17 protein-coding genes are annotated in these 22,854 nt (G+C 60.5%); 6 read left to right on the top strand and 11 right to left on the bottom strand.

Translation table 11 applies throughout. The features are described 5' to 3' along the window. Positions 1-33 precede the first annotated feature (33 nt). The 3 genes from IPM54_00885 to IPM54_00875 all read left to right on the top strand — a co-directional run bounded on the left by IPM54_00885 (position 34) and on the right by IPM54_00875 (position 2,198). Positions 34-330: a hypothetical protein gene (locus tag IPM54_00885; protein MBK9258372.1), complete on the top strand. Its 297-nt coding sequence runs from the start codon at positions 34-36 to the stop codon at positions 328-330. Continuing rightward, complete coding sequence (locus IPM54_00880; GenBank protein ID MBK9258371.1) at positions 327-1,112, top strand: ferritin-like domain-containing protein; 786 nt, start codon at positions 327-329, stop codon at positions 1,110-1,112. Before IPM54_00885 ends, IPM54_00880 begins: the two co-directional genes overlap by 4 nt. Positions 1,113-1,367: 255 nt before the next feature. Continuing rightward, the gene (locus IPM54_00875) at positions 1,368-2,198 is read left to right on the top strand and encodes a hypothetical protein (GenBank protein MBK9258370.1); all 831 of its coding nucleotides are present in this window, start codon (positions 1,368-1,370) and stop codon (positions 2,196-2,198) included. Positions 2,199-2,326: 128 nt separating this feature from the next. Here the strand turns inward: IPM54_00875 and IPM54_00870 are convergent, their stop codons facing one another. The 10 genes from IPM54_00870 to IPM54_00825 all read right to left on the bottom strand — a co-directional run bounded on the left by IPM54_00870 (position 2,327) and on the right by IPM54_00825 (position 16,547). Then, the gene (locus IPM54_00870) at positions 2,327-3,898 is read right to left on the bottom strand and encodes an AAA family ATPase (protein MBK9258369.1); all 1,572 of its coding nucleotides are present in this window, start codon (positions 3,896-3,898) and stop codon (positions 2,327-2,329) included. Between the two features lie 429 nt (positions 3,899-4,327). After that, positions 4,328-5,422 carry a hypothetical protein gene (locus IPM54_00865; GenBank protein ID MBK9258368.1) on the bottom strand — a complete coding sequence of 365 codons (1,095 nt, stop codon included), beginning with the start codon at positions 5,420-5,422 and terminating at the stop codon, positions 4,328-4,330. Between the two features lie 326 nt (positions 5,423-5,748). After that, the gene (locus IPM54_00860) at positions 5,749-6,465 is read right to left on the bottom strand and encodes a hypothetical protein (protein MBK9258367.1); all 717 of its coding nucleotides are present in this window, start codon (positions 6,463-6,465) and stop codon (positions 5,749-5,751) included. A gap of 1 nt (position 6,466) precedes the next feature. Beyond that, entirely contained in the window at positions 6,467-7,795 is a 1,329-nt protein-coding gene (locus IPM54_00855; protein ID MBK9258366.1) for a hypothetical protein, read from the bottom strand. A gap of 295 nt (positions 7,796-8,090) precedes the next feature. Next, positions 8,091-11,210, bottom strand: coding sequence for a hypothetical protein (locus IPM54_00850; GenBank protein ID MBK9258365.1), 3,120 nt, complete (start codon positions 11,208-11,210; stop codon positions 8,091-8,093). Between the two features lie 287 nt (positions 11,211-11,497). Beyond that, positions 11,498-12,466 carry a PD-(D/E)XK nuclease domain-containing protein gene (locus tag IPM54_00845; protein ID MBK9258364.1) on the bottom strand — a complete coding sequence of 323 codons (969 nt, stop codon included), beginning with the start codon at positions 12,464-12,466 and terminating at the stop codon, positions 11,498-11,500. A 153-nt stretch (positions 12,467-12,619) separates the two neighbouring features. Then, the gene (locus IPM54_00840) at positions 12,620-13,132 is read right to left on the bottom strand and encodes a hypothetical protein (protein ID MBK9258363.1); all 513 of its coding nucleotides are present in this window, start codon (positions 13,130-13,132) and stop codon (positions 12,620-12,622) included. Positions 13,133-13,166: 34 nt separating this feature from the next. Then, a complete protein-coding gene (locus IPM54_00835; GenBank protein MBK9258362.1) occupies positions 13,167-14,111 on the bottom strand; it encodes an ABC transporter permease in 945 nt (314 codons plus the stop codon). Beyond that, positions 14,108-14,953: an ABC transporter permease gene (locus IPM54_00830; protein MBK9258361.1), complete on the bottom strand. Its 846-nt coding sequence runs from the start codon at positions 14,951-14,953 to the stop codon at positions 14,108-14,110. Before IPM54_00830 ends, IPM54_00835 begins: the two co-directional genes overlap by 4 nt. Positions 14,954-15,131: 178 nt before the next feature. Further along, positions 15,132-16,547: a serine/threonine protein kinase gene (locus tag IPM54_00825; GenBank protein ID MBK9258360.1), complete on the bottom strand. Its 1,416-nt coding sequence runs from the start codon at positions 16,545-16,547 to the stop codon at positions 15,132-15,134. Positions 16,548-16,635: 88 nt separating this feature from the next. Between IPM54_00825 and IPM54_00820 the strand changes: the two genes are divergently transcribed. Beyond that, a complete protein-coding gene (locus tag IPM54_00820; protein ID MBK9258359.1) occupies positions 16,636-20,496 on the top strand; it encodes a protein kinase in 3,861 nt (1,286 codons plus the stop codon). A 31-nt stretch (positions 20,497-20,527) separates the two neighbouring features. On the opposite strand, the gene IPM54_00815 is transcribed toward IPM54_00820, so the two are convergent. Further along, entirely contained in the window at positions 20,528-21,505 is a 978-nt protein-coding gene (locus IPM54_00815; GenBank protein ID MBK9258358.1) for a hypothetical protein, read from the bottom strand. Positions 21,506-21,698: 193 nt separating this feature from the next. Between IPM54_00815 and IPM54_00810 the strand changes: the two genes are divergently transcribed. Next, on the top strand, positions 21,699-21,929 hold the full coding sequence (locus IPM54_00810) for a PT domain-containing protein (GenBank protein MBK9258357.1): 231 nt from the start codon (positions 21,699-21,701) through the stop codon (positions 21,927-21,929). A 380-nt stretch (positions 21,930-22,309) separates the two neighbouring features. Further along, positions 22,310-22,795 (top strand): hypothetical protein, encoded by a 486-nt coding sequence (locus IPM54_00805; protein ID MBK9258356.1) that lies wholly within the window; start codon positions 22,310-22,312, stop codon positions 22,793-22,795. The last annotated feature ends 59 nt before the right edge of the window (positions 22,796-22,854 follow it).

The following is a 22,854-nucleotide window of genomic DNA, read 5'->3' as shown; positions in this document are numbered from 1 at the left end:
AACCGCGCAACGATACGCGGTCAGGAGGAATGCATGGAATCGAATCGTGAAGCAGCTCGGCGCAAGGGTTTGAGAATGGCAGCACAACTGGCCGCAATCGGAGGTCTCGTGGCAGCGAGTGCAGCGGCAGGTACGAGCCAAGCGCAAGCGGCACCGGGGGCAACCGAATCGCAAGCCGCAGGCGAATCGCAAGCAACCGCGGCCGAAGAATTGGGCGAAGCCTTGCGCATTCGGAGTTTGCCGGCGATGGGTTGTTTCCCGCGATGGGGCCCGCCGGCGCCCCCCGCGATGCGTCCGGAATTGTTCGAGCAGGTGGCGGAGGCCGTATGATCACGCTCGATTTGCATCGCGAAGTTCGCAAAAACCCGCTCGTGATCGAGGGGCTCGATGCCATCCCCGACGAAGAGCGAGCCGTGGCTCTGTCGCATTGGCGCTCGCGAATGGCGAGCGAATACGCTTCGGCGCGCGTATTTGCCGGACTCGTGCCGCAATTGATGCGCGCGGGGCTGGCGCACGGGCACATCGCGCGCGTATCGGCGATGGTGGGCCAGGAGCTCGATCATGGATTGCTTTGCGCGCGTGTCGTCGCTGCGCTCGGCGCCGATCCGCAAGAAGCGTCTCCCGAGCTCGTCGACATACCTGCGCACGAGGACGCATCGCCCGTCGAAGCGGTCTTGCGCAACGTGATCAGCGTGGGCTGTTGCAGTGAAACGGTCGCCGTGGCGCTCGTTTCGACCGAACGCGCACAAGCGACTGCGCCTGCATTGAAGGAGGTACTCGAGCGGATTCTGTCCGACGAGGCGAAACACTCGCGTTTTGGCTGGCGTCTCGTTGCGGAGCTCGCCCCGAGGCTCGATGCGAAAATGCGCGAGCGACTCACGGCGTATCTCGTGGCGGCTTTCGAGCACCAGATCGCATTTCACGGGGCGTTCTTGCGATGGCCCGCGCAGACGGATCGGGCCGTTGCCATCGGAGCGGCCGATGGCCCATTGAATTGGAGCATCTTCGTGGACACGATGCTGGAAGTGGTCGTGCCGGGCCTCGAGCGACATGGGCTGGGAGCTCGCCGCGCTTGGGACGCCGCGACGGCACGCGTCGGAACGACGAATTGACCAGGTTGGCTCAGTCGAGCCATTGGTTCATTCGAGCCGATGGCTCGATCGAGCCGTTCTACCCGTCGATGGGCCCCCGTCGAATTGTCGCCTCAACGCACACACCGAACCTGGTTTGTAGCCATAACTGAATTGTGGAACGTCACGCCGACGCGGCTGAAGTCGACATACCACGCGAGCTATTGGGCGGCGGCCCTCCTCGGAGGCCTCGCCGAGGTGTGGCGTTCGTGTTGCACAACGAATAGGATCTCCGTCATGCGCACGTTCACACTTCTCTTCATCTCCGCGTTGGTGTTCGCGACTGCTTCGACAGCCTTCGGCCAAGGGGTTTGCACATGCGAATTTACATCTGGCGATCCCCTGGGCTATTCGAAAAACCCGGTTCCAACGAACGTCAAGCTCTTCGTGGCCGCCGGTATGGATCGTTCGATACCGTCATTGTCCAAAGTCGTCGATGGGGTATCTGAACCGGTCCCCTTTCATTTCGAGGATGCACCCGAAGGCACAGGTGACGGGTGGCTGGTTCCCGACGCGCCGCTCGAACCCATGACCTCGTACGAATACACATACAGATGGAAGGACTATCCTACTCGAATGACGACGGGCGCCGGCGAAGACACCACGGCTCCCACGTTTACGACGGCGGAAATCGTACCCAGAGGGCTGATCGGCGAATGCATTCCACATATCTCGGCGATTCTATTGAAGGAGGGAGCATCCGACGACGTGGCCGAGCCATTTTCGTTGACTTGGCGTGCGACCATCAAATCCCCAGCGAAGACCATTTATTTCCCACCGTTGGCCTGGGGTTACATCGGACGAATGAACAAGGGCGAATGGGCCGAAGACTCGTGTTTGAACAATTTTCTAGAAGCAGAATTGGGCAAGCAATACGAAGCGACGCTCGTCGCGTTCGATTGGGCGGGCAATGTTTCGAGAGAAGTGTCGACGTCATTCGAATTTGCCGACAGCGAAAGCAGTGATTGTGGTTGTCGTATGGCGGATAGCTCGAAGTCGATCGAAATGCGTGCATTCTTCTTGGGAGCGCTGGCGCTCTTGGCATATCGGCGGCGAAGGCGACCGTGAGCTCGCCGGGTGCGTTTTTGGCTTGCAGGCGCATGCGTGCGCGCCGGCATGCGCGAGGTTTCGAGCTTGGGCCTCATTTCCCCGCAAATAGGATTGGAAGGTCCGCGAGCCCTTCGCGCGGCACCGCGTCACGCCCACATCACGCGCACGCGGCGTCCTTTTTTCGTGACGGTGTCTTCGTATTGGACTTTCTTTTTGGCGAGCCTTCCACGCGCGTCGAAAATGACCAGCGTTCCGCTTTTCATGCCAAGGCTCCCCAAGTATTCGTCCATTTGTGCCAATCCTTTTTTGAGCGGATTGGCTTCGCCTTTGCGCCACACTTTTATCTCGACCGCCCGGCGTTGTTCGGCCCGCGTGCCGTCCTTTTTCTTGTATGGATAACGCAAAAGCAAATCGATACGTTTTCTTCCGATGCCATATTCGCGGTCGATGTACCCGCCGCCATTGACGATGCGTTGCATGAACGCCATGAGCACCAATTGCGGACCCGCTTCGGGATAAGGCATGCGCGTCGCCAATACTTCGCCATTCTCTCGCCAGAATTTTGCGAATGCACGCATCATCTTGCGGAATGCAAGGCGCCCGTCGGGCAGGATGAATGCATGAGGCGACTCGACCATTCGATCTTCGACCCGGTCGCCCAGGACCCGAATGATCACCTCCTTGTAGATGGGGTTCGCGATGCGAAGCGGGCGCTTGTTCACCAGACCCAAATCCGCCACGTACGCCGCGTCGTCGCTGTACGTTTCGTCGTCTGGGATTTCTTGGCCAAGCACCAGCGGCTCAATGATCCGGCGCACGCGCGGCTCCATGAGCTTGGCCACGAGCGAATCCAGGTGCGTGGCTCGTGCGAGGATCAATCGCTCCTTCGCTTCCTCGACATGAGCCGCCGTGATGGCTTCGCTTGGTGGTATGGCCATCTCCTCGACGATTTCTCGCCCGAGCGCGTTGACCAGCCAAGGCTGACCGCCCGTCACCTCGAACGCACGAGCAAGCGCCTCGGGAGTGAAAACTTGTCCCGTCTCGGCCGTGTGTTGCCCGTAAAGCTCGGCGACTTCTTCGAAAACGAGATTGCCAAGCCGCATGGACGTGAGCTTCACGTTGAACGGGCTCGACGTGCCAAGACGCGACGGATCTCCTCCGCTTGCCGCCTTGTAGTCGCGCACGTCGCGCAGACCGCAGAGAGCGATCGAGGCGGGGAATCGATCCGGCCGCTCGGGATACCCCGCTCGAAGCTGCCGCAAGACGCTGATCAAGCTCTGTCCGCGCAGTGCGTCGATCTCGTCGAAGAAAAGCACGAGCGGCCGCGGGCATACCTTGGCCCAAGCGGCGAGCGCCGCGCGCACGAGACCTGCGTCGGAAGCGTCGGGCCATGGCGGCGGCTGCAACTCAGGAGCCAAGGCGGAATCGGCGTTGAGCCGGATCTCGTCGAGTAGTACGCGCTGGGCTTGCTCGTAGTCGTCCCCGGGGGCTTCGCCCGCTTCGCACGAGAAATGCAGCGCCGCGTATTTCCCTTCGGCCGTGAGCTTTTTCGCGAGCGCACGCAGCGTCGTCGTCTTGCCCGTCTGCCTGGGTGCATGCACGACGAAATAGCCGAACTGATCGATGACCTTGGGCGCATCCGGCAGACGCTCGGCAGCCGGAATCATGTAGTGCATCTCCGGCTTGCACGGCCCCGCGGTGTTGAAAAAGCGCTTCATCTCCGAAGACTAAGCCGCAGCAGCGCAGGGAAGTCAAGCCGTCTGCAAAACGACTCGTCCCGGCTCGACCGGCCGTCCCCCTTGTGTGCTCGGAAGCTTTTTCGGTCGCCCAGTTGCTCATCCGATCGCCATCGAAAGGGCAACTCGGCGCCCAGTTGCGATACCCTTGTGTGCTCGGAAGCTTTTTCGGTCGCCCAGTTGCTCATCCGATCGCCATCGAAAGGGCAACTCGGCGCCCAGTTGCGATACCCTTGTGTGTTCGGAAGCATTTTCGGCCGCCCAGTTGCTCATCCGATCGCCATCGAAAGGGCAACTCGGCGCCCAGTTGCGACACCCTTGTGTGCTCGGAAGCCTTTTCGGTCGCCCAGTTGCTCATCCGATCGCCATCGAAAGGGCAACTCGGCGCCCAGTCGGCAATCCGACGCCGTGTCAAGGGCCTTCCGGCCCAGCCTTGGCTTCGATGCACGGGATACACAAACGCAATTGGAACCGTTCCAACAGGGCGAGCGCTGCGCGATAACGCCGCCGCGCTCCTTCGGCATCGCCGCGCGTCGCCAATACGTCGCCGGCGACTTCCATGCTGCGCGCTTGCTTTGCGGGATAAGGCATCGCCGCAAAAAGATCCAATGCTTCATCCGCGAGCACGCGCGCATCGGGCACGGTGGATGCGGCCGGCAATGCGCGCGCCAAGTCCAGCAATTGCTCGGCTTTCAGGCGCGGCGAATCGCTCGATTCGAGCGTCTCGCGCAGCGCCGTGACACGCGCTTCGACATCTGCAATCGGCATGCCCGCGAGGACCGCGGCCACAATGCCCCAACGTCGAGCGGACGCCGATTCGTTCAAGCGTTCTTCTTGCTGCGCAGCCGTTTCTGCCAATGCGAGCGTGGTCAGGGCCTCCTCGTAGCGTCCCGCTCGAATGAGGTGCTGCCCATGCACACGCGCCGCTTCGGGCACCATTTCGGGACACGACGCCTGCGCGCGTTCGAGCGCGGTTTGGGACAATGCGAGCGCCTCGGCAGGCGCACGTAATGCGACCAATTCACTGCGCCGAAGCGGAAAGAAAATGGTGTACCACGGCGGATCGGTGCCAAACGCAGCACGCGACAACGCTTCGGCATCGTCGAGCTCCGTGATGGCGCGGTCCAATTCATCGGCGGAAAGCCATCCTGCTTCGTGCAGGTCGACAAGGCTCTCCACGAGGCTGACGTGCGCGTCGTAATGCGCGCGATCGGCCCCTGCGTCGAGCGCATCCTTGGCAAGCGCGCGTAATGCTTCCAGTCCTTCTTCGACGTCGCCGGTGGCAATGGCGACGTGCGCCAGTTGAAGGCGTGCGAAAGCGGTACTCATGCGATCCGCGCCGGATTGCAGCATCGAGGTAAAGATGCGCCGAGCCGCGTCCATTTCACCACGCAGAAAGAACGCTTCCCCAAGCGTTTCGTGAGCCCACAGAGGACTTGCGCCGGCCTGGGTGAACATCTCCGCAGCCTCGCGTGCTACGAGCTCGGCGGATTCGAAGCGTCCCATGGTATTCGCGAGCTCGCCGTGCACGCGGAGATCGATGGCGCGGTTAAATGGCGCGCCCGCCGATACCGCTTCGGTTTGCTGCAGGTAGCTGTTTGCCGCACGGACGTTTCCACATCGACGGTGCCACTCCGCCAAACTCAGAAGCACTTGCCCAACGTCGAATCCACGGAATTCGTCCGCTATGGCGAGGGCGCGACGTAGGCTGGGGAGATCACGGCCATAAGGACCCAGCAGAATGGCCAGCAAATGAAACGCCCATGCTTTCCTTCTTGGTGACCGGTCCCGTCGAGATGCGCTAGGCCACGCGTCGAGGCAGTGAGACGGCCTCAGCGTAGCGACCCTTGCGCGGCAAACGCCGCCGCAAGCTCGTAACACAAGTGGGCGTACCGCCAAACGAATTCGTCGTCTTGCAGCCATTCATCCGTGAAGAGCCCCAAGGCTGAACGGAGCAGACGCTCGGCTTGGTTGATATCACCGCGCGCGCGTACTTCAAACGCCAATTTCGCCGTCGCCTCCACCTGTTCCCGTACCACACGTGTATACCGTTCGCGCGCCTCAATCAACTCGGCCGGCTCTTCTCCAGGTGCAAGCGGTGGTGCCGCCATTTCCCCCATCAAATACGCCACGATATCTCGAAATGCATACGCATCCCGCCCCTGCGCGCGAAGCGCCGCCAGTCCATCCGGCCCTTCGATGAACAGCAACTTCGACGCTCCTTCACGCAACTTTTCCCGGTGCAGGTTGAGCGCATTCAAGACCGGGCCACCCGCTTGCGGAATCACCACGCACACGATTTCCCGCGGCGGCTTGCTCTTCGCCTCCACGAGCCACGCATGCATTGCCGCCGCATCCGCAGGCTCGAACGGGTCCGGAATCACCCACGTACGGCCATGCGTACGCAGATGCTCCAATGCCGGCACACGCAACGATGCCGGGCACACGATGAATGCCGTGACCGTGCGTCCGCCCCGCAATGCAAAAGCAATCTTGTCGAGCTCCGCGGTATCACGCAAAAGGAGCCGCGTTGGCTCGACCGAGCTCACGTCACGCCCGCCCTTCGAGCATCGACCACAAGAGCGGATTCACCTCGAACCATACCCGACCGTTGTTGCATTCGATGACCCGCCCCTCGTCGAGATACCGCCGATCCTCACCGCGCGACAAATCATTGGTCCGATGCACATGCGAAAGTGCGGCAAAGTCGGGACTGTAAAGCCCCGGCGCTTCCCGACGACGCGCATCGGTAATGGCAGCCATCATCGTGCGCTTGTCGACGACGCCAACCTTGTGAAAGTCCGCAATGAGGATGGCTTCGCGCAGCAGATGAAAAAATTCACGGAGCACACCACCCGAATAAATCGAAGCCAAACGAATGGCATCGTCTTCGACGAGCGACGGCGTGACGCGCGAATGGACGAGCGTTTGGAAAAAAGGAAAATGGTCGGGGAAATAGGCTTCTTCGGGGTCGAACGTATGCGGAGCCTTGTTCAGCGTTCGAATCGGATACAAATATTCGAGCTGCTGGCGCAAATTGGATTGTGTGGATCCAAAATACACGCCGCTCGGCACCGTGAACAAGACACGCAGCGGCATCGTGAGCAGTCCGGGCAGATTGCGCTCGAAAATGTCCTTCTGGTTATCGGCACGCGCGACCTTGTCGAGGTCGTCCACGAGCAGGAGCAAGCTTCGACCCTGCCCTTGCTGGGATAGCTTGTTTTCGATGTCGTTGACGAGAGCCCCAATCAAATCCCGAAGCAAGCTCTGCTGCGTCTCGCCGATTTCTCGCAGTTGCTTGCGCCGCCCTTCGCTCAGCGTGAGCTCTTCCTTGAGCTTGAACAAGACGAGGTCGAATTCGACCCCGATTTTGCCGTCCTTGGCTTGGATGCCAGTCGGCCCATAAATGGCGCTTTCGAGCTGTTCGAAGACCGTTCTCCACCGCGGTTTCTTGTCGCCGCTCGTGACTTGCTTGTCGAGCAATCCTTTTTTATTGGCCCATTCGTAGAGCGCCATTGCGATACGGAATTGCACTTGGGCTGCGTCGATGGTGTCCCATTCTTCGCTTTCGAGCCGCATCAAGACGACTTCGAACGCGCGCGTGATGCGTTCGTCCACGGCGAGCTTGTTGATTTGGGTGCTCTTGCCGCTGCCCACGTGTCCGGACAGAAAGACTTTGGTAAGACCACTTCCGCTGAGCAACCGCCGTCGCAGATGCATCATCGGTTCGAGCGCGCTCAGGGCGGATCCATCGGGCTGAGGGAGCTCGGTGTAAAACCGCTCGTCGGTCGGCCCACTGCCTCCACCCGCGAATTGCAGTGGGCGCGGATCGAAGATGTCGTAGGCATCGTTGAGGTTGTTTACGCGGGGACTGCCCATCGGGGCGACGACGATACACGAACCTTTCCTGCTGGGCAAGTCTGGAGCAAACACGCCTAGCTTGCGTCAACGCCCCCATCACACGCCACCCCCCACGCGTGTCCCGTACCCCGGCGCTTCCCGCAGCCCGCCGGTCAGCCCTGACGCCACCTTTGCGACGCTTTTCGCCAGCCGTGTCGAGCGGGCCGTGCGATCCGCGCATCATCGCGCTTGGCAATGCCGTTTCCCCGTATACAGGATCGTCAGCGGGCTCTCCTATGGATATAGCATCGACCCGAGCGCGATCGGCACGCATTCAGGGCACGTACTCGTCCGCCCCGATGTCGTAGCTCATTTCTTGGGGCCGCGAGTCTCCGTCGAAATCGAATGCCGGGGCGCCTGTTGCCGTCCCCGCATTGCGACACGGTGACGTCGGCAAAATGTGGAACGTCGCATCGAGCTGCGGATCGGCATTGATGTTGCCGCCCGATCCCATTAGAGCATTGATGCCCGCGAGCAAGAGCGGCGTCGACCCCTCGTCGAAGTAAAGGGTTCCACCGTTCGGCGCCCAGAGATCGTTGTTCTCGAAGAATTGCAAGTCGCTCTGCGCATTGGCTTCGTAGACGGCGAAGCCATTGGCAAAGTCAGCGGTTCCCGCATTGACGAAAATATTGTTGCGCACGCTCGCCGAGGTTGCACCATTAACGAATAACCCTCGTTTGATGTCGCAACCGCTGCACGTGCTGAACTGAATCGTATTGTTGTGCATGATTGGCGAAGCGCCATCGAAGCGTACGACATCGACCGGGCCAATACATGGCTGTTCGCGGAAAATGTTGTTGGTCAGGAGCGAGCTCGAATTGATAAAGTAGGCCGCGGACAGTTTTGTGTAATTGCTCTTTGTTCCTTTCGCACACGCGGGACCCATGATGTCGTTGCCGTCGAACGTCGGATTGCTACCGGACACGTAGACGCCGATCCCCACCCCATTGATGCTGGGTATCGTTCCCGGCACAATGGTATTTCCTGAAAACGTGCCGCATCCACCGGACGCACACGCTACGCCGTATGCATTCGAGCAGGTCTGACCCGCACTCCCGATAATTGTTGAGTTTGTCACGTTGCACAGCGAATTGTCGCCACATGCCACTGCCGTGCAAGAGTTGTCAAATTCACCACCATACACCGTACCGCCCGAAATGATCGGTGCACACTGAGCGCCTCTCGAGTACACGCCATAAGTATAACCCAGGTTGGTCATCCCGCCATGAATGTCCACACCGGTCAATGTCGGCGAACCATTGCAGTTGTCGAACATCGCGCCAATCGCGAAGCCACTACCATTCGATGAACCAGCAGTAATACTCGTATTCGTCGTGAAGAATCCGGCGACATTGCCCGTCACCTGCAGCCCATTAACGCTCTTGGCTGACGTACCTCCCGAAATCGAGCCTCCCGTGATGGTCGTTGCACCGCAATCATGACAGGATAGGCCAATGGATGAATCTGCGTAGCCGTTTGCCTTCATCGTGACATTGGTGAACGTGCCCGAAGCCCCGTACAAGCTTACCGCAATCTGTATCGTGGTCGCGCCGAAGGCCGCCGCCGCCCCGTACGTGCCACCCGTAACTGTGAGAGGCGCCGTCCCACCATTGTTGACAAAGACGCTCAATCCGGTCGACTGGTCCGCGAATCCGCCCTTGGCCGTCACATCCAGCAAGGAAGGCGAGGAATTCTTCACTGCGATGGCCGCCGAATATGTAGTCCCCGATAGAGGCATCACAGAGGGGCCCAGGACGGTCATGCCGTCGAGCGCCGTGAGTGAGGTAATGCCAGCGGGGAAAGTGACAGTCGTACCTGAAATGTAATTCATTGGCGGCGTGGGGCCTTGAATGGTCGTGACGTACGTGGCAATGTCCCGAGACCAATCGGCACAATTGTAGCCGCCAATGACGCTGATCCCTTCGACCATCGTCACGTTTTCTTCATAAACGCTCGGACCTGGCGCAGCAGTGTCGCATATGCACACGTCCGCGCCGCCACCCATGAGCGCCGCATTTGCAATTGCCGCCGTAATCGTCGACAATGGTAACGCTTGCGTACCTGGATTGCCCGGCGCGCCCACGCCCGCCGGTCCCACGAACGTCCCAAGACAAGACAATGCGCCATTGATGCATGTCGCTTGCGTCGTGCATGCACCGAGCGATGGACCGCAGGGCATACCACCGCCGGGATTGCCGTCGTCGATGAGACCATTGCAATCGTTGTCGATGCCATCACAGACTTCCGGCGAGCTGCTGGCATCCGGCACGCATTCGACCGCGCCGCTCGTGCAGGTCGTCGTCCCCGATGCACATACACCAGGCTGCCCGGTATTGCACGACGTACCGCCGCCGGGATTGCCGTCGTCGATGAGACCATTACAATCGTTGTCCACGCCATCGCACGCTTCGGGTGAAGGTGTCGTATTGGAATTGCAAATGACTTGGCCACTCTGACAAGCCGTCGTTCCCGCTGCGCACACACCTGGTTGCCCCGTCGTGCACGCCGTGCCGCCGCCGGGATTGCCGTCGTCAATCGCGCCATTGCAATCGTTGTCGACGCCATCGCACGCTTCGGGTGAAGGTGTCGTATTGGAATTGCAAACGACTTGGCCACTCTGACAAGCCGTCGTTCCCGCTGCGCACGCACCTGGCTGCCCCGTCGTGCACACCATACCGCCGCCGGGATTGCCGTCGTCAATTGCTCCATTGCAATCGTTGTCGACGCCATCGCACGCTTCGGGTGAAGGTGTCGTATTGGAATTGCAAATGACTTGGCCACTCTGACAAGCCGTCGTTCCCGCTGCGCACGCACCTGGTTGCCCCGTCGTGCACACCATACCGCCGCCGGGATTGCCGTCGTCGATGAGACCATTGCAATCGTTGTCGAGCCCGTCGCAGACTTCGTCTTTCGCCGTAACTTCCCCAATACACGCGCCAAACATCCCATTGACACATGTCTGTGCCCCCGCCTGGCACAGGCCGACACCTAGCGTCGCGGGTTCGCCCGTAAAACAAGGCTGCATTTGGCCATCCGTGCATGGCCCAGCTCCCCCGGCACCGCCTTGTCCCCCGGCACCACCCACGCCCCCTTGGCCACCTACGCCGCCTTGCCCGCCAGCACCCGCTTGCCCCCCGGCGCCCGCTTGCCCCCCGGCGCCACCTACGCCCCCTTGCCCACCAGCACCTGCTTGTCCCCCAGCACCTGCTTGTCCCCCGGCACCCGCTTGTCCCCCGGCACCTGCTTGCCCAGCTTGGCCCCCTTCGCCCGCTGATTGACCACCTTGACCCTGCCCTTGGCCAAAGGTAACGACGGGCCCACACGCAGTGCTGGCGGCAGCGGAAAAAACGAACGCGATTGACGCAAGACCACAACGGAGAGCATCCAACTTCATAATAGGCTCCTTCCATACCATCAGGAAGAACAGATCAAGACGCGGAGCGGCGTTGGGTGCAGGCCATCCAATAAATGTTCAGCAAAATTTTTGCGATGGCTCGGTGGTGACGATTCTTTCGCCGGTACAGCGCGCTCCGAACCTTCCGGGGTTGGGGGAAATGATGCTGGCGCTCGAAAGCGGCTTCGTTGCGATGCGAGAAAATGCTGTGCAGGCGCTTTCGTCAATCTTTTCGAACTGCCGGCTGCATATCGCCCTGAACGAGTCTGCGCCCAAATGACCCCATGCTACGCATTTTCGGTCGCGAGCGGGCGCCATTCGACTTCTTTTCCACCGATGAAAACCAGAGTCCCTGCGCGCAGTTGCATTCCTTTGGCGAACATGGGGACGAGGTGCTGATCTGCCAAATAGCGGCGCAATTGTGCCTCTGCGTCGGCCACGGTCGCGTCGAGCTTCCCTTTGTCGGCGGCTGTCAGATATTTCAATTCGAGCATCCAGGCGAATTTGGCATTCCGCACGTTGGGCATGGGGCTCAGGAAGAGATCGTTGTAACCCTGAGCGAATTCTTTTTCGCTGAGCACGTGAAAAATGCCGGACATGAGAATGGTCCCCATGAGCAGCATTTTCATCGATCGTTCGTTGTATTGGCGCAAGTCCTTCAATCCGAGCACAGAGAGGACATTTTTGCGAAACACCTCGATGAATGGGGCGATGTCTCCTTCGCGTGCCATGGCGCGTAATCCCACGCCGACGGGGTGATCGGTGAGGCTCAGGCCTTCCAGGTCTTCGAGCAAGCGGGTGTAATGTTCCCACGCGAGCTCTCGAATGACGCGATTGGGCGGCTCGAAGCGGTATTCTTTGACGTCCGGAGGCTCGGGGCTCAAGGTGAGCATTCCGGTATAATACATGAGGGACACGAACTGGCTGGTGGTGGAGGCCGTGCTCACACCAAAGTGTTCGACGAGCTCGCTCCAGACATGGCCTTCGTCGAGCACCTTTTCGAGTACGGCGCGACGTTCCTGGGCGGCAGGCCCCGTGGCCATCCACAATTGATGGAGCTTTCTGTAATCGGTACGAGCGTTGGGATCGAGCATGTCGGTGGGCATTTTACCGCGGCTCGTCAGACGTTGAAAGAAATACAGCACCATGCTCGAATTGAAGACACGCTCCTCGGCGTCCTCGGAAAAACGATACCCGTTATAGAATCGTTTTCTGCGGATATTTGCGAAGTCTGCGTTTCCGTACGGGATTTTCATGTCACTTCGCCTTTCGCGCCAATCGGGGCGACGCTAGCACGAATGCTCGCAGCACGCGAGCTGTCGTGAGCGCGAGGCATCTCGTTCCTCATGGGCATGCGTGGGGGCCAAACGCCCCCATTGATTCGAAGATCCGCGCCGAGCGCACGCAATTCACGTCGAAAATGCCGCTCGAATCGCCGCCAGCGCAGCTTGAGGCGTCACGGCAATCCCTTCATTCGCCACGCCTCGGAGCGCCATGAGCGTCTCGCCAAGAACGGTCAAGCCATTCGTATAGAGCGAATATCCATTGTAGCCGCCAACGAGCAGCAGTGTTTGACACATATCATTGACGCTGAGCCCCTCGACGAGCCCCCAATAAAAGTGAATGGCGAGAAAGTACGTATTCGATTGCGACGCAAGAAGCGCAATGACTACGCGCTCGCGGTCTTTCCCGCTGATGCCGGTGGTCGGCGGGGCCTTCGGATTGCCGTGAACGTAGACCGACTGGACGAATGCATCGAATGCTCTTGCTCCCCCAGGGTACATGCCATCGTAGTGGGCTTGCGAGTCATTCGCGAGGCACGCGGTGTCGGCTGCATAACCCTCCCGAAGGAGCCTGATTTCCTCCGGCGTCAAGATACTTTCCAGCTCCCCCATGGGCGGAGCACCTTTCTTCCTCGGCATGACGACCTCCTACCTATGCAAATGACGAGCAGCTTCACCTCGGGCGCACGCGCGGGTCGATGATCGCATGCACGATGTCCGCAATGAGATTCGCGAGCACGACCGCAATGGCCGTCACGAGCACGACACCCAATACGACGGGCAAGTCGAGCTCGAGGACCCCCATCACGGCTTCGTGACCAAGACCGGGCCAACCGAAAACATATTCCGTAATCGCAGCTCCACCCAAAAGCACGCCAAGGTCCACGCCCGCAATGGCAATGATGGGCCCCACGGCAAGCGGCAATGCGTGATTCACGAGCGCTCGAGCATCGGATGCGCCTTTGGCAAGAGCCACGCGCACGTGCGGCGCAGCAAGCGAACGCGATAACTCGCCCTGGAGCAGTCGCGCATACGTGGCAATGCCCCCAAGGGCCAAAGTAAAGGCAGGCAAGATCAAGTGCTCGAAACGATCGACGCCGAATTCGCCCGCGCCGCTCGCAGGCAAAAGCCCCAGACGATACGAAAACAGAATGGCTAGCAGCGGTCCCAAGACAAACGGCGGGACGCCTTGAAGAATCCACGTCGCGACCATGGCGACGCGATCGAAATGCTTGCGCCGACTCCGCGTACCAATCATCGCAAGGGGCGCCGCAATGCATAACATCAGCCCGAGCGCCGTGAACGCAAGCAGCGCCGTGGGACCGATTCGCTCCGCCAAAATCTTCGATACCGGACGGCCCGAGCGAAAGGACATTCCAAAATCGAGCTTGGCCAGGCGCCCAACGTGACAGCCATATTGTGTAAGAAATGGCTTGTCCAAACAAAGCTGCACACGCACGCGCTCAATCGTGGCCACATCGGCGTGCGGACCCACGGCCGCGCGCGCCGGATCGGCAGGGAGCACGTACGCCAATGCAAAAACGGCCGATACGACGATCCATACGACGATGACCGCTCCAGCCATGCGGCCAAGCAAAAAACGGAGCCACGTTTTCACGAGGAAGACTCCGTTCGCAAAACGTCTCGAAGTCCCTCACCAAGGAGACCAAATCCAAGCGACAAGAGAATGAGCGCTGCGCCAGGACCGAGCGTGATCCAAGGAGCCGTCCGCAAATGAGCTTGCCCTTCGGCGAGCATTCGACCCCACGCAGGTAGCGGAGCAGGCGCGCCCAAGCCAAGAAACGATAACGTGGATTCTGCGACGATCATCTGCGGAACGGCCAATGCCGCAAGAACGATGATTTGCCCGACCAGGCCCGGAAATACGTGACGCCACGCAATACGCATGGATTTCGCACCCAGCGCGCGAGCCGCCTCGACATACGCCTCCTGCCGAAGAACGCGCACGCGCGCTCGCACGACACGCGTTATGCTCGGCCAACCCACGAATCCAAGCACGACAATGGCAGGCACAATGCCCGCCGCTCGACCTCGAAGCGCCGCCGCCGCAGCAACGCCAAGCAATAGAAGCGGAAACGACAACACCGCATCGGTGAGGCGCATGAGCAGCGTGTCTGTGCGCCCTCCAACGAACCCAGCAACGAATCCAACGAGAACGCCCACACCAACAGCCAATGCAGTGCCACTTCCAGCCACGAGCAGCGTAAGCGACACTCCATGCGCCAAACGCGACGCAATGCAGCGACCGAGAGAATCCGTGCCAAGGGGATACTCGAGCGACGGGGGCCGAGGCATGCCGGCAATGTCGAGCCCACCGGCGACGTCCTTCACGAGGGGCGCGTGAGCATCGAGCATCGTAATGAGGATTGCAGCAAATGACAACGCGCCGAGCAAGAGCCCGCCCAACCACGCGCGACGTTTGCCATCTTGCGTTTTCATCCGCCCTGCTCAGTTCTCGTGGTCGAAAATCACCGTCGTCTGCAAAGAATGCGGCTCTCGGGCGCGACACTTCGCGCTCGGAGGGTTTTACGAGGCGACGATACCACAAGAAGAGGTGAGGAGTGCAAGTGGCGCGTTGGTCATGAACGACAACGGCGCGTGCGTGGATGTAAGGCGGTCAACCCAAGATGCGTGGGCCTTCACGCTTCAAACCTTGGATGGCGGTGAGCCCCGGGCGAGACGCGGTGACCGTGGTGATTTCGGCGCGAACGCCCGCGAGCACGTCCGGCGTGACCTCGACGCACCCAAATGCTCCTTTGGTCGCCCAAACTTCTGGAGAAAGCAGGTCGCCGCCGACGAGCTGGAGCGCTCCTTCGACGAGCAACGTCACGACGGGTGCTGCGTGAACCACGGCACGTAGCGTACCATTCGGTTTGGTCGGCTCGACAATGGCGAGCGCCGTTTCCATGGCGCGGGTGCGCGCATCGCGTTCGGCCATGTGCGAACCTGGCAGGCCAATGACGCCGAGCACCCATCGCTCGTCGTCGTCCTCCAATGCAACTTCGAACCCTGCAGCGGTCAATTTGGCGCGCACGTCATCGAGCGCCGCGCGCACATTCGAAACGGCTGGGTCGACTGCAACGTACACGCCCACGGCGCGCGAACGGCCCGAACGCAGGGCGCTCGGATCGGAACCAGCCGTCGTCACGGCCTCGCGCAGGTCTGCAATCAAGTCTTCGACGCAGCAATAACGTTGAAATGGTTTTTTCGCCAAACACCGCTGAACGACTTCACTGACACTTTCGGGAACGTTACCGACGTCCGAGGGCTTCGGTGGACGCGCACTGATATGCAATGCTTCGACCTCGACCGACGTGGGTGCTTGAAATGGCAATCGGCCCGTGAGCATTGCAAAGAGCATCACACCGAGCGCATAAACGTCCGTCTCGGGACCAACGCGTTGTCCGAGGATTTGTTCTGGCGCCATGTGACTCGGCGTTCCAATGCGAGCTCCCACCGCGGTCAATCCCGAATCTTGTTCGAGGAGCTTTGCGACACCGAAATCGAGCAATTTGACACGTGCGTCGGGGCCATCTGCGCCGAGGACCATGACGTTGGCGCCCTTCAAATCGCGATGGACGATGCCCGCGGCATGCACGACGGACAGCGCATCACAAAGCTTTTCCATGATCGAAAGCGCTCGCGCCGGTGATATTGCGCCTTCGGATGACAATAGGCCCTCGAGCGTACAGCCTTCGAGCCATTCCATGACGACGTAGGGACGACCATCGGCCGTATTGCCGACATCTATCATTTCCACGATACGCGGATGCTTCAAGCTTCGAACGAGCTCGACTTCCTGCTGGAACCTTCGCAGGGTCGTCGGGGACGTAGCGAGCGTGCGATGAAGGAGCTTGATCGCAACGGTTTCACCGGACGGACCTGTTGCCCGATAAACAGTGCCAAACCCGCCACGAGAACATAGTGAGCTGATGACGTACTGCCCGACCTTTTCTCCAGGTCCAAGCTCCGCCGTAGCAAGGTCCACCGTGGCGTTGATTGCGACGGTATTCGCCAGCGCTATGTCGTCCATGAGTTCACCCACGCAGCACTCTTTCGTGGAGATGCTTTACCAAGCAACCCGAGGCGAAGATACTACATGCGCCGGCGAGGTGCGATAGGTGGAAGTCGTCGACGATCGTTACGAAGTTCGAGCGCATATTGCGTCCGGGGGGATGGGCGTGGTCGATCAAGCGCTCGATCGTGCGACCGGGGAACTGGTGGCGCTGAAGCGCCTTCACGTGACGAGCGGCGACGTGGTCAACCGGTTTCTGCGGGAAGCGCAGATTCTTGCCGGCTTGTCGCATGCAGGGATCGTACGGCATGTCGGCCACGGGCAAACCCCGAGCGGCGAACCGTACCTCGCGATGGAATGGCTCGATGGCGAAGACCTCGGTGAACGCCTCGCACGCGGGCCGCTCGCGCCTCACGAAGCGGTGGCTCTCGCGTCGAACGTCGCCGATGCGCTCGCAGCGGCGCACGCACGCGGGATCGTGCACAGGGACATCAAGCCGAACAACGTGTACTTGCAGCACGGGCAGCCGAGTCATCCGCGGCTCGTGGACTTCGGCGTTGCACGCGTTGCGAACGAAGCGACGCACCTGACGCAAGCTGGCGTGATCATCGGAACACCGGCGTACATGGCGCCCGAACAGATCCGCGGAGCGCCGGTGGATCAGCGCATCGACATCTTCGCTTTGGGCTGCGTGCTGTTCGAGTGCCTCGTGGGTCACCCGCCGTGGACCGGCAACAGCTCCGTCGCGATCATGGCGAAGATCCTGTTCGAGGAGCCTCCGAAGCTCGGGGCGATCCTGCCCGAGCTGCCGGATGCGCTGTCGAGCTTGCTCGGTCGCATGCTGGAGAAGGACCGCAACCACCGGCCTTCGGATGCGGGGTTTGTCGCAGCGGAACTGCGCTCGATGTCGCTCGAACCGAGTCGTGGTGAACGAGGTCCCGCGCTGAGCCGGCCGCCGGCATCGCTGACGGCGCTGGAAAACCGCCTCGTGTGCGTGGTTCTCGCGGAGAGCAGCCCGCGGCTGAGCCTTGCTGCGGATCAAGCGACGATGGCGGCAACGTCAGCCGGGCCGTCGGGGCTCGTGCGCATCGCAGCCGAGTACGCGGCGCGTATCGAAGTGCTTATCGATGGGTCGATCGCGGCGGTGATCACGGGAGGTGGCGAAGCGACGGACTTGGCGGCACGCGCGGCGAAGTGCGCGTTGGCGCTGCGCGCCGAGCTGGGTCCTGGGCGCATCACGCTTGCGACGGGACGAGCGGTCGTGACGGATGCGTTGCCGACGGGGGAAGCGATTGAAAATGCGGCCGTGTTGCTGTCGCTCGAAGGCGATGCGCATGGAGGAATTCGTATCGACGAAGCGACGAAGGCGCTGCTCGAGCTGCGGTTTCGCATCGAGCGTGACGGTGACTCTGCGGTGCTCGTGGGCGAACGCGGAGCGCTCGACGAGGCGCGGCTGCTCCTGGGCAAACCGACGCCGTGTGTCGGACGCGATGCGGAGCTCGATGCGCTCGAAGCGGATTTCACGACGTGCGTGCGCGATTCGTCGGGGCGCGCGTATGTGGTGACGGGGCCGGCAGGTTCGGGCAAGTCGCGTGTGCGTCACGAGCTGCTTTCGCGGATTACGGGGCGGGCGGAGGTGTGGATCGCGCGAGGTGATCCGATTCGGCAGGGTTCGCCGCTTGCGATGTTGGCGCAGGCGATTCGTCATGCGAGCGGCGTGCGTGAAGGCGACACGCTCGATGCAGCGCGTGAAAAGTTGCTGATGCGCGTCATGCGTGACTGTGCGTTGCTCGAGGCGCGCAGAATTGCTGAATTCCTTGGGGAAATTTGCGGTCTTCAGTTCCCGGACGAACGAAGCTTGCAGCTCAAAGCAGCGCGCCAGAACCCGATGCTCATGGCGGACCAGATGCGTCGTGCGTTCGAGGATCTTTTGTTATCGGTGACGCGAGAGCACCCGGTGATGTTGGTGCTCGAAGATCTTCAGTGGGGCGATCTTCCGACGGTGCAGTTCGTCGACGCTGCGCTTCGCAACGCGCAGGGTCGGCGATTTTTTGTTTTTGCAACGGGGCGTCTCGAGGTATTTCGTACGTTCCCGGACCTTTGGTCCGAGCGACAAACGACGCGCATTGCGCTCGAGCCACTGTCGGCGGCCGCGAGTGAGACGCTCATCCGAGCAGTCCTGGGCGCGGACGTGCCTACGGATACCGTGAAACGGATCGTGGAGCTTGCCGAGGGGAATGCGTTTTCGCTCGAGGAATTGATTCGGTCGGTTGCGGAAGGACAAACTGGGGAGCTTCCGCGCAGCGTGCTCGCGATGGCGCAGGCTCGATTGGAGTCGTTGCCGGAGCATTTGCGGCTCGGGCTTCGAGCGGCGAGCGTTTTTGGTGAGACGTTTTGGAAAGGGGGCATCGCGGCGCTCTTGGGTGACTACGCCGGGGACCTCGATGCGACGCTGGATGGGCTGGTGGAGCGCGAGATCATCGTTCGTCAAGGTGATTCGAGGTTTTCACGACAGGGGGAATCGGAGTTCGTGTTTCGGCATTCGCTTTTGCGTGAAGCGGCGTATGGGATGCTAACGGACGATGATCGGTCGCTCGGGCATCGATTGGCGGCGCAATGGTTGCAGGACGCGGGCGAGCGTGACGCGGTTGCATTGGCGCAGCATTATGATTTGGGTGGCGAGCCTGCGCGAGCGGCGGAGGCGTATGCGCGCGCGGCCGAGCAGGCGCTCGAGGCGAACGATTTGGACGGCGTGCTGATGCGAACGGAGCGTGCTGCGAAATGCGGATCGAAGGGGGAGGCGCTGGCGTTTTTGCGATTGCTCGAGGCGACGGCGTATCATTGGCGAGCGGAATATGAAAAAGGCGAGCGCGCGGCGCTCGATGCATTGCAAGGGCTGAGGCCGTTGGGAGCGGCGTGGTATCGCGCGGCGGAGGAAGTGGCGGAGACGGTATGGCCACTGGGAAAGATTGGGCCGCTCGTGGCGCTGGGGGATGCGCTGTATCCGCCACCGGGCAAGGGAGGAGCGACGAGCGCGTTCGCGACGGCGGCGGCGACGGTATCGATGCAATTGTTCTTGGCGGGAAAGTACGAAGCGGCGCAAACAATTTTGCTGCGGATGGAGGCTGCGGAAAAGAGGTTCGGAGATCCGGGACCGCTCGTAAGGGCAAGGTGTCATTTTGCGCGTGCGACGAGGGCGATGATTGGCGGGGACTTGGGGTCGGTCCTTGATTCCGCGGACGCAGCAGTCGCGGGTTTCGACGAAGCCGGCGATCATCGAAACGCCGCCTTGATGCGAACAAATCTGGGGTACGCGTACATGGAAATCGGGGCATACCGTGACGCGGAAGAAACGCTGAGGATCGCCTGCATTGCGGCCGAACGAATTGACTTGACCCCGGTGGTTGCGGCAGCAAAGCAAAATATCGGTTGGGCACTCGCTCGAATGGGGCGTATGGAGCAGGCGCGTCGCGTATTGAGCGAGTGTATTGCTCTTTATGAAAAAATACGGGATTACCGAATGGAGGGACTATCGCGAACGTACCTTGCGTTGATTCTCTTGCGGGAGGATCACGAAGTTGCCGAGGAGCAGGCGAGGCGTGCGGTGGCGCTCGTCGATACGATTCCAACAACGCGTGCGTATGCATTGGCTGCATTGTCAACGGTCTTGCTCGCGCGTACGCAGAAGATCGAGGCGCTCCAAACAGCCATCGAATCTGTCCATTTACTTCAATCACTCGGCAACATCGATGAGGGTGAAGCCTTGGTTCGCTTGGCGCATGCGAAAGCGCTCATTGCGAATGGGCGTCCAGCAGAAGCGGCTGAGATGATTGGAAAGGCGCGCGACGGCTTGCTCATGCGCGCAGCGAAAATCACGAAACCGGAATGGCATGAAGGGCTGTTACGTCACGTGCCCGAGAATGCGGAGATCCTAGAGCTGGCCGGGCAATTGCTACCCGCGCAATGACTCGATGGGAAGGAGCGAAAGCTGCTCCATTTTACCAGTCCGCGGGCGGATTCCAAAAAACTTCGGCCAGGTGTGCGTAGGAGTTGATGGGGTCGACCTCGGAGCAATAGAGGATGTTTTCGACCAGCGCACCAGACGCTCGCCCTTGGGTCGACTGGTCCGAATAACAGACCGGTTTGGCCTTGATCCAGCGCTGCGTGGGGGCCCACTTGCCATAGAACACGGTGCCCTGCTCGAACGTCCACAATCCTTCGAGCGTCGCGCTGTTGAACTCGGGATCGTGGGCCAAAATCTGTTGCCCACCATGCGACCAGCGCAAGTCCACCTGGTAACTGCCGTCGGTGGTGATGAGCGCGGTCATTGCGTCGACGAGGGTCGCGCGAGAGGGTATTTCGTAGTACGTACCGGTATTGTCCGAATCTTGATCCGTGTAGTCGGTGTCGTTGCACGGAACCGGGCCGCTCGAACCGCTGCAATCCGGATAGGCGGGCCCATTGAATCCCGCACCTTGCCACAGCTTGTGCGGGTCGTCTTGGCATTCGTAGGTTCCGTCGGCGCGCTCTACGCAGGGATCGGGAACGAGTGTAGCCTCGATACGCTGCGTCCCATTGGGCGTGGAGACGTCCGAATAATTGTACCATTCGACGATACGGCCCTTGCCGCCGGTATTCGTATTCGCCCGATAGACACCTTTGAGCACGAGCGATCGCATACAACATTCGTTGCCACCCGGCCCGCTTCCCTCCACCGGACAGGCCGGATAACCGGGAATTTTGGCTTCGACACAGGTGTCCGCCATAACACGCTTGCGAGGAATCAGCCAGGACCCATTCCAAATGTACCGCGTGTCGACGGCTGTGCGCGTGACATACCGAGTCAAACAGAGCTCTGCCGCTGAATTGACACAAACGCCGTCCCAATACGTCGACCCGCAATACGGATCGTCCGCAATGACGGCTGCGGCGCAAGCGCTGTCGTTCGTGTTGAGCGGATCCCCGACCTCGGTCACCGCGTGCGATCCACGGTGATTGTCACCGACCGAGATCGCCGCAGAGACGCAGGTACTATTCCATGTCGTCGAGCAACACGTCGGGAATTTCGCGCAAACTTTGGCAACCGTTTCCGAGCACGCGGACGACAGCGGTCCCCCTGTTTGGGAGCTGGGATGGGCGCACGAGCCATTGTCTGCATATTGAAAGCCCGTGCCGCTGAAATTCCAGCCGTTCGACCAACCGTTCGACCAGCCATTCGACCAACCATTCGACCAACCATTCGACCAGCCGTTCGACCAGCCGTTCGACCAGCCATTCGACCAACCATTCGACCAGCCGTTCGACCAGCCGTTCGACCAGCCGTTCGACCAGCCATTCGACCAGCCGTTGCACCATGCGGTGTTCGAATCGAGAGAATCGCAAGCTTCTATGATCTGTTGACTCGCCGATGCAATGTCTTCCTCACCCTCGTCGAACTCATCGACTCCATCATCCCCCATGTTCGTACAACCCATCGCCGAAAAAGCAGCGAAGGCCACGAATATCAAGTGCACCCGCATAGATTTACCTCGTGTGTTGCGTCCCTGTCCGGAACGAGAATAAACCGAGATATCACGGAAGCCCTGAACAATCCATCAGCAGTTGAAAAATCGTTACGCCCCAATCAGCCCTTGCGCATTGTCGTTTCAACCGACATCACGTTCCGCCCCAAATGGCTATGAAGTCGCAAACCTCGGCAAAAACCAAGCTCCAACGGAGATGACAAGCACACGATTCCAAGCCTGGCGTATGATGAACGCCCCCGTCAGCAGGTGATGTGCATGTCTGGACATGAAAAGGCAGTCGTCGGCGTGATCGGCAGTGTCGTCATACTGCTCTTCATCTTGCTTTTTTGGCCGCAAAATGCTCAGCCGCCAAAGGAATCCACGACACTGCCCGATTCGACATCGGCCCCGCAAGCAGACAATCGAACCAGCACGCCGCCACCACCTCGCCCACCGCCGAAATCACGCGCAGAACCCGCATCATCGATGGTCGCTGCCGAACCTTCAGCGCCGCCGCCAGATCCTATGAATTCGGAAGAACCTCCGCCGCTCACCGGCCTCATCCTCACGTTTCCAAGGGAATTGTCCGAGGGCGAGATCGACGAAGAGCTTGTAAAGTGCAAAGCCGAAGTCGTGCGGCGAAGAGGCCACTTCGTGAAGGTCGTGCCCACGCGCAAATCGTCCTATGAATCCATCAGGCAATGCTTCAAGTACGGCGCCGTCACCGTACAAGAAGAACGCGGAGGACCACCGCGTCCTTGATTGAATCCGGGTCGAGAATGGCTCGTGTGGGGCCCAGCGGGCGGCGCCCCCCCCCCCCC

It is taken from the genome of Polyangiaceae bacterium (assembly GCA_016715885.1).
GTDB lineage: Bacteria > Myxococcota_A > Polyangia > Polyangiales > Polyangiaceae > Polyangium.
Note: the sequence above shows the minus strand (reverse complement) of the source record. Positions and strands in the feature narration are given on the sequence as shown.

Bases quoted from the DNA above. Each gene is read 5' to 3' on its own strand.
- IPM54_00885 (MBK9258372.1), top strand. From the start codon at position 34: ATGGAATCGAATCGTGAAGCAGCTCGGCGCAAGGGTTTGAGAATGGCA.
- IPM54_00880 (MBK9258371.1), top strand. From the start codon at position 327: ATGATCACGCTCGATTTGCATCGCGAAGTTCGCAAAAACCCGCTCGTG.
- IPM54_00875 (MBK9258370.1), top strand. From the start codon at position 1,368: ATGCGCACGTTCACACTTCTCTTCATCTCCGCGTTGGTGTTCGCGACT.
- IPM54_00870 (MBK9258369.1), bottom strand. From the start codon at position 3,898: ATGAAGCGCTTTTTCAACACCGCGGGGCCGTGCAAGCCGGAGATGCAC.
- IPM54_00865 (MBK9258368.1), bottom strand. From the start codon at position 5,422: ATGGGACGCTTCGAATCCGCCGAGCTCGTAGCACGCGAGGCTGCGGAG.
- IPM54_00855 (MBK9258366.1), bottom strand. From the start codon at position 7,795: ATGGGCAGTCCCCGCGTAAACAACCTCAACGATGCCTACGACATCTTC.
- IPM54_00850 (MBK9258365.1), bottom strand. From the start codon at position 11,210: ATGAAGTTGGATGCTCTCCGTTGTGGTCTTGCGTCAATCGCGTTCGTT.
- IPM54_00845 (MBK9258364.1), bottom strand. From the start codon at position 12,466: ATGAAAATCCCGTACGGAAACGCAGACTTCGCAAATATCCGCAGAAAA.
- IPM54_00840 (MBK9258363.1), bottom strand. From the start codon at position 13,132: ATGCCGAGGAAGAAAGGTGCTCCGCCCATGGGGGAGCTGGAAAGTATC.
- IPM54_00830 (MBK9258361.1), bottom strand. From the start codon at position 14,953: ATGAAAACGCAAGATGGCAAACGTCGCGCGTGGTTGGGCGGGCTCTTG.
- IPM54_00825 (MBK9258360.1), bottom strand. From the start codon at position 16,547: ATGGACGACATAGCGCTGGCGAATACCGTCGCAATCAACGCCACGGTG.
- IPM54_00805 (MBK9258356.1), top strand. From the start codon at position 22,310: ATGTCTGGACATGAAAAGGCAGTCGTCGGCGTGATCGGCAGTGTCGTC.